Below are 13,073 nucleotides of genomic sequence, written 5' to 3'. Positions count from 1 at the left end.
CATCCCAGCAACGGAATCAACGGAGACGTCAATGACAGGAAGAGGCGCGGTCGGCGCGAAGATCGTCGGTATCGGCGCGGTGACCGGTTATGGGTGGGGCGCTGACTCGCTATGGACGGGGCTACTCAGTGGCAAACCCGCCGCCGACCTGGTGGAAGGCTACGGGGCGGACGGTCAAAGCGCTTGGTTGGCAAGGGTTCCCGCGGGCGGCGACCCCCGCGACGGGTCGAGCCGGTCGGCGCGCGCCATGCGCGCGGCCGCCAGGGAGGCGCTGACCGACGCGTCCGCACGCGGCTGGGCGCCTGGGCGACGGGTCGGGCTGCTGCACGCCGTGGTGATACCCGAGATGGAGGAGTGGCGGAACTTCTACGTCGACGAAGGCGGCCAGCGACGCGTCCGCGACTACCTGGCAATGATGCCGTCGACCCCGGTATCGATGCTCATGCAGGAATACGGCTTCCACGGACCGGCCATGAACGTCTCGGCGATGTGCGCTTCTGGCAACGCCGGCCTCATCACCGCGAAGATGTGGCTCGATGCAGGCCTCGTCGACGACGTCGTCTTCATCTCCACCGACCTCTCGCTAACTCCAGAGAACGTGGCGCACTTCGTCAAGCTCGGCGTCGCCGTGGTCGACGCCGAGCCGCTCGATGCGTGCCGCCCCTTCCAGGAGGGCAGCCGCGGATTCCCCGCGGGCGAGGCGTCGGTCAGCTTCGTACTCTCGGCGCGCGCCGGTACGCCGTACACGACCATGCTCGGCGGCTCGATGACGCACGACGCCTTCCACCTCACGTCCGTCGACCCCGCCCGCACCTACGTCGACATCTGCGTGCGCGAAGCGCTGGAGGCGGCGCACGTCGAGCCGGCGGAGGTGCGGTACATCAATGCGCACGGCCCGGGTACCCAGCAGTGCGATGCCGCCGAGGCGGGGGTGCTCGACGAGCTGTTCGACGGCAAGCCCGAGATCTATTCGGTCAAGCCGTTGGCCGGTCACTGCCAGGGTGCAGCGGCCGCCGTCGAGGTCGCCGCGGCCGCGCTCGGCTACGAACACGGCGTGATTCCGGCGCCACCGACCGTCGCAGCGGGCCATGCCCGCCTGCTCGACGGAGCGACGCGGGCGGTGGACGGACTGACGCTGAAGATGTCCCTGGGCATGGGCGGGCACAACTCGGCCGTCGTGCTCGCCCCACCGACGGTCACTGCGGCGTGACCCCGCCATCGGCTCGGCTCGGCCCTGCACGTATTGAATCGTTTTCGAGTTCAACAAGATCGCGGTGATTCAGCACACTCTTCGCCGCGAATGATGACATTGGTATGAAAGTGCCCGCGACCAAACGTCTGCCAGCATCTATGCTCAATCTCATTGACGTGTCCGCACCCGCGGACAGCACGGAATCGGGATTACGGCAAATTTTGACGGACTCGTTGGCGATATCGCACTCGCTGGACGGCGCACGCGGCGCCATCCAGCGGTACCTGAGCGCCTTCGTTACCGACGCATCCGTGCTGGTGGTTGCCCCTGCCCGCATAGACGACGTCGCAGCCCAACCGGCGTTTGCCGGCTGGAGCGTCACCGACTGCACGTCACGTTTCGTGCCCAGCTCCGCAACGCCCGGTGAGTCGGACGAGTTGATCTTCGAGTCGTCCGGCACCACCGGAGACCCGAAACTGGTGCGCTACCGCAAACAGGTCATCCGCGATTGCGCAACCGCCATCTCCGACGCGCTCGCCCTCGATCCGGCTCGCGACTACGTGTCGCTGGTAAACCCTCGCTTTGCGTACGGGTTGTCGGTCATGCACAGCCACCTGCTCGCGTCCGTGCCCGTGCGCATCGAGTCCTCGCCAACGTCGCTCGACGATTGGGCCCGGTTCCGGGAGACGCTGCGCCCGGACTCGGCGGTCTACCTGGCGCCGCATCAGTCGTTCCTGCTCGCGCAGGATCCGACCTGGCGATTCGACGCCCCGATCGAGCTGATCTTCGCGGGTGGCGCAGTCCGCCAGTCCATGGCCGACCTGCTTGCGGCGAGCTTTCCCCGCGCCACGATCACCAACATGTACGGCCAGGCCGAACTGGGCCCGCGCATCTCGATCGGCCGTTCGGCGATCTCGGAGTTCCGGGAGGGGAACGTCGGACGGCCCCTACCGGGGGTACGGGTCCGTGCGACTTCGACGGAGGACGCGGCCGGGCCCGATGGCGACATCGCGGTCAGCAGTCCCTACCGCATGAGCTCCTACGTGGCCCTCGACGGTGCGCCGTGCGGCGAATCCTCGGAGTGGTGGCCGACGGGGGACGTCGGGACCGTCTCCCCGGGCGGTGACGTTCTGATCAAGGGACGCGCCGCCGCCGACGTCAACTTCCTCGGCACCCGCATCCGGCTCGACGAGGTCCGCCAGGCCGTCCGCGGCGTCGACAGCGTGCTCGACACGCGCGTGTCCGCGGTGCCGCATGCCGTCTACGGCGAATGCCCGGTGGTCCGGGTGCTCGTCCGCTCGCTCGCCGACGCCTCGGACGACACCGAACGCGCCGTGCGAATCGCATTGTCCGCCAACATCGGAAAGGCCGCGTCCGCGGTGGTCGTCGAACTCGTCGACCCCGGGTCACTGCCGGAATCGGGGAAGTTGTGACGCTGATGGACGACGTCGAGGTGACGAAGGGCCGGATACCCGCGCCATGGGCGGAGCTGCGCAGGCGCCTGCTCACCCGGGTCTTCTACGCCCACCCCGAGGAGGACGTCGCGTCGTCGGTCGACCTCGTCGCCGACGGCTACCTCGACTCGATGTCGGTGCTCGTCGTGCTCGGCATGTTCGACGAGGAACTGGGCGAGGCAGTTGCGCTGCAGCAGGCCCGCATCCCCGACACCGCCACTCTGGACGCTATGGGGGCGCTCTACGAGCGGCTGCTCGAGAGCCGCGCTCCCGGCGCGTAACCCGCGCCGATATGTTCGGAGGCGATGACCACTCCGCTGCCCCCCGCATACTTCGTCGCCGACGGTGACGAGTTCGTTCCCACGTCGATCGCGAAGGGGCCGTGGGGATCCTCGATAAGCGGCAACTTCGTCGGCGGCCTACTCGGGTACGCCGTCGAGCGTGACGCTGGCGATCCCGAGCTGCAGCCGGCTCGCCTGACCGTCGACCTGCTTCGGCCAGCTGCGATGGCCCCGCTGCGGGCCCGCACCGAGGTCGTCCGGCACGGTCGGCGCCTGAAGTTGGTGCACGCCGAACTGACGCAGTCCGACGTCGTGGTGGCGCGAGCGAGCGCGCTGATGCTGCGCCGCGGCGAGCAGCCGCCGGGCGAAGTGTGGAGCAGCGACGTGACGATGCCGCCGCTACCACCCGAGCCGGACGGCCCGGTGGACGACGCGTCGATGTGGATCTGGGCCTACGGCCGCGAGCCGAACCTCGCCGGGCTCAGCTTCGACCTCACCGCCTGGGGACACGACGGACCGAAATACGCCTGGCTGCGCGACGTCAAGCCGATGGTCGCCGGCCACCCGATGACACCGCTGACCCGCGTCGCCATGGCAGGCGACGTCGCGAGCTCGTTGACCCATTACGGCACAGCGGGTTTGCACTACATCAACGCCGACTACACGGTGACGCTCAGCCGGTTGCCCGTCGGTGCGGACATCGGGCTGGCCGCGCTCACCCACACCAGCGCCGAGGGCGTCGCGTGCGGATCCGCCGCCATGTTCGACCGTCAGGGACCCATCGGAACGGCGACGGCGACCGCGCTGGCCAATCCCGGCTTCACGCCCGGGTCGGCGGGCAGCTAGCGCGGGTTCAACCGAGATACTGCGCAGTCGTGCCGCCGACGGGCATTTCGGGCATGCCGAGCTTTCGATGGTCCCAGCTGCGCAGCCGCGCGGGCACCACGCGGATGGCGACGCGGTTGTTCATCATCTGGTCGACGAACGGCTTCATCTCGTCGGTGTACGGCCCGGTGTAGCGCTCCCACACGCTGATCCCCACGCGCAGAAGGACATCCGGATCGCTGTCGACGAACTCCGCCGTGCCGTCGATGGATACGCCACGCAGCGTGTCGTAGGTCTGCCCGTCCTCGATCATGACCGTGATGGTCGGATCGCGGCGCAGGTTCACCGCCTTCTGCGACTTGGCCTTCGTCTCGAACCAGATCTCGCCGTCGAGCACCGCGTACCACATGGCGACCAGGTGAGGTCGGCCGTCGGGGAGCACCGTGGCCATCGTGGCGGTCCGGCTGCGTTCGATGAAGCCGGCGATCTCGTCGTCGGCCATGACGATCTTTCCGCGCTCGTTCTTTCCCACAGGTCGATACTTTCACCTCGACGCAAGGGTGACGGTCACCGGGTCATCCGGTATACCCTCAGCGCTGATTCAGCTCCTTCTCGCGAGGTTTATCAGGACATGAAACAACGCGCACGTCTGGCGAAGGCGACGATGGCGGTCGGCTGCACGGTGCTTCTCGTTGCCGGGTGCGGTGGCGTCACCCAGGGCCACGCGGTGTCCCCGCTCTACGACCCCTTCCGCGTCGCGGGACTCCCCGCGGAGGACGGTCCGAGCGGCATCAAGGACGGCGCCCCGGATCCCGTCGGTGACGTGAAGGACACCGACGACGGCGACATCGACAAGCTGGCGGTGCTCGCGGTCAACGACGTCGCGGACTACTGGGAGAAGAACTACTCCCCCGCGCTGGACGGCGAGTTCACGCCGATCGAGAAGCTGATGTCCTACGACTCGGAGGACCCGTCCAGCCCCACCGTCTGCGGCACCGACACCTACCAGGAGCCCAACGCCTTCTTCTGCCCGAGCAAGAAGCTGATGGCGTGGGACCGCGGCGTACTCGTCCCGATCGGCAAGGAGTTCTTCGGTGACGTGTCGATCGCCGCGCTGCTCGGCCACGAGTACGGGCACGCCGTCCAGCACATGGCCAACATCGTCGACGACGAAACCCCCGTGATCGTGAGCGAACAGCAGGCCGATTGTTTCGCGGGCAGCTACATCCGCTGGGTCGCCGAGGGGCAGTCTCCCCGGTTCATGCTGAGCACCGGCGACGGGCTCAATCACGTTCTGGCTGCGGCGATTACGTTGCGGGATCCCATCATCGAGCCGGGCGAAAGCGAGCTGCTCGAGACCGGACACGGCACCGCACTCGACCGGGTCAGCGCCTTCCAGATGGGGTTCTCGGGTGGCCCGGCGGACTGCGCGAAGATCGATCTCGACGAGATTCAGGAGCGCCGCGGCGACCTCCCGATGGAGCTGCCGCTCGACGAGAACAGCGGCGAGGTGCAGAGCGGCGACATCACGCTCGACGAGAACACGCTGAATCTGCAAATGGAAGTACTTGCCGAGGTCTTCAAGCTGAACGACCCGCCGAAGCTGTCGATGGACGCCGAGGAGTGCGCCGACGCCGACCCCAGCCCGCCCGCGTCCTACTGCCCAGCGACCAACACGATCTCGGTGGACGTGTCCGCGATGCAGGAACTCGGCCAGGTCGCCAGCGAGCGCAACAAGGTGCTCGTCCAGGGCGACAACACCGCGCTGTCGGTGTTGACCTCGCGCTACGCGCTGGCGGTCCAGCACGAGAAGGGCGAACCGCTCGACACGGCGACCGCCGCCCTGCGCACGGCCTGCCTGACCGGTGTCGCACAGGCCGCGATGGCCTCCCCGATCGAGCTGCCCAGCGGCGGAAACCTCACGCTCACCGCGGGTGACCTCGACGAGGCGGTGGCGGGCCTGCTCACCAACGGGCTGGCCGCCAGCAACGTCAACGGCGAAACGGTGCCCGCGGGCTTTACCCGAATCGTCGCCTATCGCTCGGGGCTGGGCGGCGACCAAGACCTGTGCTACGAACGGTTCAAGTAGCGACCTCCCGCGGGCCAAGTCCCCCGCCTTCGACTGCGTGTCGGATACCTACGTGTCGGTGCCAGCTCATAGCCTCTGAGCTGTGTTGACGAAAGCCGGGCCCGTGCGCCGCGACTGCCAGGCAGATCCGCGCGAGATCGCGGACATGGTGCGCGGCGCCCGCGAGTCCTGCGGGCTCACCCAGCGCGAGCTCGCGGTGCGGATGGGTTCGACGCAGTCCACCGTCGCGCGCTGGGAGACCGGCGAGCACCAACTCACGCTGGCGACGCTCGACCGCATCGCCACCGCGCTCGGCGTCCAGCTTCGGGTGCACTTCGGGCGGCCGGGCGGTACCCGGTGAAGCGGGTGTCGGAGCCGTACCGCGACGAAGTCGTCGGCGGCAAGGGCTCGGTGTTCTACCGGGCGCACAGCTACCACACCAAGGTCCCGCCCGAGGGCATCGTGCGGATGATCGAGCACTACACGAATCCCGGTGACGTCGTGGTGGACCCGTTCTGCGGGTCGGGCATGACGGGTGTCGCGTGCGTGCAGTCCGGACGCGCCGGGCTGCTGTCCGACCTCTCCCCCGCCGCCGTCCACATCGCGTCCGGGTACGCCGCCGCAGCCGACGCCGAGGAGTTCGGTGGGGGCGCGCGGGCGCTGCTCGGTGAGCTCGCCCAACTGGAGCAAGAGCTCTATGGCACTCGCTGCGCCCACTGCGCATCCGACGCGCGCATCGAGTACACGGTGTGGTCCGATTCGCTGGATTGCCCTTCGTGTGCGCACCGAATCCGCTTCTGGGACGCGGCAAGACAGCCCGATGGCACGCTGTCGAAGACGCTGCGCTGCCCCCGCTGCGACGCCACGTTCCGCAAGGCGGAGGCGACGCTGGCGGCCGCGGTCCCCGTGCTGGTGTCCGTCTCCTGCTCACACTGCCGCCGCCGGGACCAACGGCCGCCCACCAAGCGCGAACTCGCTGCGGCGCTGCGCCCGCGCCGGTCCGACATCGCGGACTGGTACCCAACGGCGCCGTTCGAGAACTGGCGGGAGATGTGGCGCGGCCAGCACCGGACCCTTGGAATCCACACCGCCGCAGACTTCTTCACCGACCGCAACCTGTGCGCACTCGCGGCGGCGTGGCGCGGCGCCAATCAGTCCCCGCAGCGCGCCATGCTGCGCTTCGCCGTGACGGCGGTGATCAACCGGGCCTCGCGGCGCTATCAGTGGAATCCCAAGCGGCCCACCAACGTCCTGTCCGGAACGCTCTACGTGGCGTCCCTGACCTACGAGTTCAACGTCTTCTCGCTGCTGCGTCGCAAGCTCGCCGCCGTCGGGCAGCTCGTCGCCGCGCTCGCCGACGCCCCTGGCTCGTGCACGGTCGCGCAGTCCTCGGCCGCCGCGCTGCACCACCTCGAGTCGGGCACCGTCGACTACGTCTTCACCGATCCCCCGTTCGGCGCGAACATCTACTACTCCGACGCGTCGTTCCTCTGGGAGTCCTGGCTGGACGACTTCACGCCCACCGCGGACGAGGCCGTGGTGTCGACGTCCCTTCCTGCCGAGCACGGCGCCAAGACCCTTCAGGACTACGAAAAGCTGATGGCGGCAAGCTTTTCCGAGGTCGCGCGCGTGCTCAAGCCCCGCGCGTGGGCCAGCGTAATGTTCCACAACAGCGACGACGCCGTGTGGAGCGCGCTCGAGCGCGCGCTCGAGAGCGCCGACCTGCGGCTGGAGTCCGCGGTCGCCTTCGACAAGAGCCAACCCAGCTTCAAGGGCATCAAGCAGATCACCGACCAGGAGCGGGTGTCGAGCTTCGACCTGGTGCTGCACCTGAGGGCGGCGCGAGGAGGCAAGCGTCGAACAGCTCTGGGCGCCAAGCCGTTTCCGCGGCAGTCGCTGGTCGCGGCCGTCGCCGCGCACCTCGGGTCCGCGTCGCCCCGGCGGCGCACCACGCCCTACGTCCACTCGTTCGTCATGCGCACGCTTCTGGAGGCGGGCTGCCCGCTCACCGGATACTCCTACCGCGACGTCGAAACGCTGCTCGGCGAGCACTTCGTGCTCGACGACGGCGCGTGGGGCAACCCATGAGCCAACTCGACGCATCGCTGGCACACCTGCTCGACGGGGGCACCCGTCCGGTGCTGGACGCCATTCCCGCCACCACGTCGGCATCCAAGGGCAGCAGCGCCTACCAGGTGCACACCTACCCGACGAAGGTCCCGCCCGCCGCCATCGAACCGTTCATCGTGGCCAGCACGGAGCCGGGCGGTTTGGTGCTCGATCCGTTCTGCGGATCCGGCATGACGGGCCTGGCCGCACTCAACTCTGGCAGGCGCACCATCCTGTCCGACTTGGGCCCCGGCGCAACCCATCTCGCGTACAACTACACCCACCCCGTGCCTCCCGACGCCTTGGCTGCGGCCCTTGACGTGCTTGGCGCGGCGACGTCCGCGCTCGAACGCAAGCTGTACCGCTCCAACTGCCCAACCTGCGCACGGCCCAGCCTGCTCCGGCACCTGGTGTGGACCGACGTCCACGAGTGCGCGGCTTGCAGCGAACCCATCCGGGTTTGGGATCAGAGCAGTGAGTCCGGCGGCACTGCCCGCACGCTCACCTGTGCGGGGTGCGGGCACGAGCAGTCCCGGTCCGGGGTGAGCGGCGTGGTCAGCGAGCCCGCCGAGAAGGCCGTGGCGTGTGACGATTGCGGCAAGCTGCAGCGCGGGCCCGCCGACGCCGTCGACCTGGCATTGCTGGCGGCTATCGCGCGACGGATGCCGGCCCGCTGGATCCCGTCGGTGCCGCTGGGCCCCGATCGCGAAATGCATCGCCGCTCAGCGCTGCAACTCCGCGGCATCACCGACGTGGCCGACTTCTGGAACCATCGCAGCAAGCTCGCGCTCAGTGAGCTGTGGCACGCGATCTCGACCGAACCCAACTCCGCCACGCGGTCGGCGCTGACCTTCGCGTTCACCAACACCGCGTGGCACGCCACCAGGATGCGGCGTTACAACGCGTACGGCGGGCAGCGTCCGCTGACGGGCACGCTCTACATTCCGCAGCTCGTCGCCGAGGGCAACGTTTTCGAGATCTTCCGCCACCAGGTGGCCCAGGTGTCCCGTTTCTACGCCACGCACCCCGCCGCCGGAGGCGCCGACGACACGGCCTTCGTGCGACGGTCGTCGGCCACCGACTTGTCGTGGCTGCCCAGTTCGAGCGTCGACTACGTGTTCACCGACCCGCCGTTCGGCGCGAACCTCTTCTACGGCGATTGCAACGTGGTGTGGGAATCCTGGCTCGGCGACGTGACCGACACCAGCGCGGAGATCGTCGTCAACCGCTCCCTACCGCCCAGTGCGGGCGGCAAGACGCTCAATGATTACGAGAAGCTACTTGCCCAGGCGTTCAACGAGATTCGCCGGGTGTTGAGCCCCGGCGCCCGCGCGAGCGTCGTCTTCCACAATGCCGACGACAAGGTCTGGTCGGCGCTGCTGTCGGCCACCGACGGGGCCGGGCTCGTTCAGACCGACGTGAGCCTGCTCGACAAGGTGCAACGCTCGATGAAGGGGTACAAGGGGCGCAGCGGCGCCGAACTGGTGCCGTTCTACGACCTGGTGATCACCTTCACTGCCGGATCGCGCGCGCCCCGCCCACGGCGCACCGGCGTCGCCGGCGTGGCACTCGACGCGGTGCGCAGGCATCTGGCCACGCTCGCCGGCACGGACGACGGCTCGTCGTCGGCGCGATCGCTCGAGTACCTGTACTCGTTGTCGGTCGGCGCGGTCATCGCGTCCGGGCATCGGCCCACCGGACTGTCGTTCCGGGTCTTCGAGCAACTGTTGTCGGAGGCCTTGCCGCGCAACGACTTCGGTCATTTCACGGACAGCTGATTCGGTGACGGCAGTGGACGACGTGGTCGCGGCCTTCGGGGCCGCGGGCTGGACGGCGCTAGTGCAGCAGAGCGTGCACGGTGGGCGCAGCGTCAACCCCACCCGGGTCGACCTCGCGCGCGGCAAGCAGTACCTGCAGTTGCTGGTGTACGCGTGGAAGATCACCAGCGAGGGCAAGGGACGCAGCGGCGACAACTACCGCATCCAAACCACCCGCAGTCATGACGGCGAGCTCATGACCGAACCTCCGCGGCTAACCCTGGGTTTCGGCGTCGACGACCATCGCGGCGTCCTCGCCGTCTTCGACGGGTGGACCAAGCGCGCCACGGGCGGATCGTCGAGCGTGCACATCAAACGCGAGACCCTGGACCGCGCGGCCGAGGTCGGCTATGCGGATCAGCCACCGGCCTGGGACAGCCGCGCGGCGGTCCGCGTCGATACCGTCGACGCGCTGCTGCCGTGGATCGCGCGCCAGCGCGACCGGCGGCTGACGGCCGTGCATCCACAGGACCACGCGGTCGCCGGAGCTGCCGCGACCATCACGTGCGATCTGTGGGACGCCTCGCCGGCGGGCTGGTTGCGTCCGAAGGACCAGCTGCTCCTCGCCGACGCGTCGGGCGGCCGCCTTGTCGACGGATCACTCTGGGAGATCCGCGATCTCACGATCACCATCACCAAGCCGGGCCGCAACCCCCGTCGCGCCGTCACCTTCGACTGCCGGCGGTACGGGCGCGTGAACGCGTCCGCCGCAGCGCCGCTGCTCCACGACCTGGCCGGGAGGTCCGATGACTGACTTGAAGCCGTTCACGCAATCGGGGGCCGTCTCGTTGCTCTACTTCGACGAGGACTACGCCGCGGCAGGCGCGGTCGCCGGGGTGAATCTCGAGTCGCCGGACGTGAAGGCGTTGACGGCCAAGGCCCGCGAGCTCGCCGACGCCAAGCACCTGGTCTTCCCCGACGCCGACACGCTCTTGGAGCGGTGCGTCATCGCGCTGTTGGGTGGCCACCTCATCCTGCAGGGTCCGCCGGGCACCGGGAAGACGACGCTGGCCTACGTGCTCGCCGAGGCGTTCAACGCCACGGCGCGACTGGAGACGGCGACCGCCGACTGGAGCACCTACGACGTCATCGGCGGGCTGCACCCTACGTCCAAGGGTGGCATCGAGACGCTCGAGCCGTGGCTGGGGCACGTGCCCCGTGCGGCACTCGAATGCGCGAGTGTCGTTGCACGGCAACTCGATCCCGACGAGCAGGAGCAGTGTCAGGCGCACTGGCTCATCATCGACGAGTTCAACCGCGCCGAGATCGACAAGGCGATCGGACCGCTCTACACCGTGCTCGGCGGGGGAGGCGACGACAACCGGCTTCCGCTGTGGTTCGGCGACGAGCACCGCGGCGGCACCTACGTGTGGATTCCCAAGCGCTTCCGGATCATCGCCACGATGAACACCGTCGACTCGAACTACGTCTACACGCTGTCCCAGGGTTTGAGCCGGCGCTTCCAGTTCATCCACGTCGGCGTCCCGGACGCCGGGCGGCTGGACGACGAGCTCGAGCAGGCGAGGCTCACCGCGGCCGCCTGGTACGCCGCCACGTATGGCGGTCCGGGATTCGACGAGGCCGAGTTCGTGGGCAGCTCCGCCATCGCTTCGGCGACCGCGGTGCTGCGCGACATGTTGACCACCCTGCGCTACGACAACGACGTGACCGGTCAGGCGGGTTGGCCGCTCGGCAGCGCGCAAGTCACCGACGTGTACCGACAGCTCGTGCTTCGACTGCCAACCTCGCCGCGGGACGAGCCGGCCGTGTTGGGTGCACTCGACCTCGCGCTCGCCGACCGGGTGATTCCGCAGGCAGGCAACCTCAGCAGCGCCCAACTCGCGGCGATCGACACATGGCTGAAGACGGCGCCGCTGCCGACGTCCACGCTCACGCTGCGGCAGCTGCGAGCCGCCTCGGCCACCGGGTACTGATGCCCGACGAACAGGACCTACCGGGCGGCGGCCAGTTCACGTTCGGCGGCAGACGCGCGGCGATCAACGCCTCCCTGCCGCTGCTCGTCACCTACTTCGCGGGTGCGCCAACATGGAACCTCGAGGTCAGTGCCGCGCTGGACAGCGCCGACGACCAGGACCTCGACGACTTCGTGGCGGCCGCCCGGTTGCGCGCCTCGCTGGCGGCGGCGGGCCGGCTGGTCGACGTCGTCGGCCGAATCATCGCCAGGCCGACGTTCCGCTACACCCACGTCGCCGCGGAATCAGTTGGGACCATTCAGGGTCGGCTCGATCTGGCCAGGTACAGCAGGCAGCGAGGGCGCGTCGACGTGCCACGCCGCTACCCGATCCGCCACGTCGAACGTGCCACCGCCACCCCCGAGAACGTGCTGGCCTCGTACGCCGTGAGCTGGATCAAGCGCGATCTCGAGCGCACCCCCTCGACGCTGCTTCCCGTCGGCTCACCCGAGTTCCGCGAGCTCCGTCGGCTGCTCGACGCGCTCACGCACATGCTCGCCGTCCCGCTCCTGGCCCGCACCGTGCCGCAAGCAGTGGAAGTGTGGCGCCGCTCGGCCGTCCGCGTCCTCGTCGACAAGGTGGAGCAGCGCCTCGACGCCGGGCACATCGCCCGACCCGAGGCGTATCGCCAACTCGCGGAATGGATTCGGGCCAGTCTCGACGGTGGCGCGGTGGCCGAACTGGGGGAGCGGGACTGGAGCTTCTACGACCCCCGCTTCGACACCAAGCTCTTCGAGATCTGGTGTCTGGTGATGCTCGCCGACGCGATCACCCGACGCATCGGAGCCCCGGACGGCAGGCCCGCCAGCCTGGCCGAGCGGACACGGGTTCCGATCTACACGTGGACGGTCGGCGAGACGGCGGTGCGCCTGCACTTCCAGCCGTCGCTGCACACCCTGACCCCGGAAGGCGTGCGCTGGCGCTACGACCCTGGCTCGGATCCGCTGATGGGCTTTCCCGACCTCGCCGTCATCTCCGAGCGGCCCGGCGACCGCGGCGTCGCCCTGTTCGACCCGAAGCTTCGGCGCCGTTCGAGCGCGCCCACCGAGGAGATCTACAAGCTGCTCGGCTACTTCGCGAACCTCGTACACCCCGCGCCGCCGCACGGCGCGATCCTGTACTACAGCCCTGGCTCGCCGACGGCGTACACGTTGCGCACCGCCGAAGGGGGCGACGTCCGAGCGCTCGGTGTTGACCCCGAATGGGTGCACGACGAATCCTTCGACACCGCGGCTGGTATCGCGGTGCGGTCGGCTGGATTGAGCGATTCCGCGCTCCAATTGTTCTGACGCCACACAACGATTCGGTCACGGTCGACATCACGATCACCTAAGAATGCACGCCCGACTCTGAG

Annotated in this window: 12 protein-coding genes; 11 read left to right on the top strand and 1 reads right to left on the bottom strand. The window is 68.8% G+C overall.

Translation table 11 applies throughout. The features are described 5' to 3' along the window. Window positions 1–31: 31 nt before the first annotated feature. The 4 genes from SLQ33_RS06395 to SLQ33_RS06380 all read left to right on the top strand — a co-directional run bounded on the left by SLQ33_RS06395 (window position 32) and on the right by SLQ33_RS06380 (window position 3,773). On the top strand, window positions 32–1,210 hold the full coding sequence (locus SLQ33_RS06395; RefSeq protein ID WP_319452957.1) for a beta-ketoacyl synthase N-terminal-like domain-containing protein: 1,179 nt from the start codon (window positions 32–34) through the stop codon (window positions 1,208–1,210). Between the two features lie 158 nt (window positions 1,211–1,368). Next, a complete protein-coding gene (locus tag SLQ33_RS06390) occupies window positions 1,369–2,625 on the top strand; it encodes a class I adenylate-forming enzyme family protein (RefSeq protein ID WP_319452956.1) in 1,257 nt (418 codons plus the stop codon). After that, complete coding sequence (locus tag SLQ33_RS06385) at window positions 2,622–2,927, top strand: hypothetical protein (RefSeq protein WP_319452955.1); 306 nt, start codon at window positions 2,622–2,624, stop codon at window positions 2,925–2,927. Before SLQ33_RS06390 ends, SLQ33_RS06385 begins: the two co-directional genes overlap by 4 nt. A gap of 24 nt (window positions 2,928–2,951) precedes the next feature. Further along, window positions 2,952–3,773 (top strand): acyl-CoA thioesterase domain-containing protein, encoded by an 822-nt coding sequence (locus SLQ33_RS06380; protein WP_319452954.1) that lies wholly within the window; start codon window positions 2,952–2,954, stop codon window positions 3,771–3,773. A 7-nt stretch (window positions 3,774–3,780) separates the two neighbouring features. Here the strand turns inward: SLQ33_RS06380 and SLQ33_RS06375 are convergent, their stop codons facing one another. After that, the gene (locus SLQ33_RS06375; protein WP_319452953.1) at window positions 3,781–4,284 is read right to left on the bottom strand and encodes a PPOX class F420-dependent oxidoreductase; all 504 of its coding nucleotides are present in this window, start codon (window positions 4,282–4,284) and stop codon (window positions 3,781–3,783) included. A 99-nt stretch (window positions 4,285–4,383) separates the two neighbouring features. On the opposite strand from SLQ33_RS06375, the gene SLQ33_RS06370 reads away from it, so the two are divergent. The 7 genes from SLQ33_RS06370 (at window position 4,384) to SLQ33_RS06340 (ending at window position 13,008) form a co-directional block, all read left to right on the top strand. Next, entirely contained in the window at window positions 4,384–5,841 is a 1,458-nt protein-coding gene (locus tag SLQ33_RS06370) for a neutral zinc metallopeptidase (RefSeq protein WP_319452952.1), read from the top strand. An 82-nt stretch (window positions 5,842–5,923) separates the two neighbouring features. Beyond that, window positions 5,924–6,181: a helix-turn-helix transcriptional regulator gene (locus SLQ33_RS06365; RefSeq protein ID WP_319452951.1), complete on the top strand. Its 258-nt coding sequence runs from the start codon at window positions 5,924–5,926 to the stop codon at window positions 6,179–6,181. After that, window positions 6,178–7,908: a DNA methyltransferase gene (locus SLQ33_RS06360; protein ID WP_319452950.1), complete on the top strand. Its 1,731-nt coding sequence runs from the start codon at window positions 6,178–6,180 to the stop codon at window positions 7,906–7,908. Before SLQ33_RS06365 ends, SLQ33_RS06360 begins: the two co-directional genes overlap by 4 nt. Continuing rightward, window positions 7,905–9,707: a DNA methyltransferase gene (locus SLQ33_RS06355; RefSeq protein ID WP_319452949.1), complete on the top strand. Its 1,803-nt coding sequence runs from the start codon at window positions 7,905–7,907 to the stop codon at window positions 9,705–9,707. The genes SLQ33_RS06360 and SLQ33_RS06355 overlap by 4 nt, the downstream gene beginning before the upstream one ends. Window positions 9,708–9,711: 4 nt before the next feature. Then, window positions 9,712–10,500 (top strand): hypothetical protein, encoded by a 789-nt coding sequence (locus SLQ33_RS06350; protein ID WP_319452948.1) that lies wholly within the window; start codon window positions 9,712–9,714, stop codon window positions 10,498–10,500. After that, entirely contained in the window at window positions 10,493–11,680 is a 1,188-nt protein-coding gene (locus SLQ33_RS06345) for an AAA family ATPase (RefSeq protein WP_319452947.1), read from the top strand. The genes SLQ33_RS06350 and SLQ33_RS06345 overlap by 8 nt, the downstream gene beginning before the upstream one ends. After that, on the top strand, window positions 11,602–13,008 hold the full coding sequence (locus SLQ33_RS06340; protein WP_319452946.1) for a hypothetical protein: 1,407 nt from the start codon (window positions 11,602–11,604) through the stop codon (window positions 13,006–13,008). The genes SLQ33_RS06345 and SLQ33_RS06340 overlap by 79 nt, the downstream gene beginning before the upstream one ends. The last annotated feature ends 65 nt before the right edge of the window (window positions 13,009–13,073 follow it).

This window comes from Mycobacterium sp. RTGN6 (genome assembly GCF_033804605.1).
GTDB lineage: Bacteria > Actinomycetota > Actinomycetes > Mycobacteriales > Mycobacteriaceae > Mycobacterium.
The sequence above is the reverse complement of the archived record's forward strand: the minus strand, read 5'-3'. Positions and strand labels throughout refer to the sequence as shown.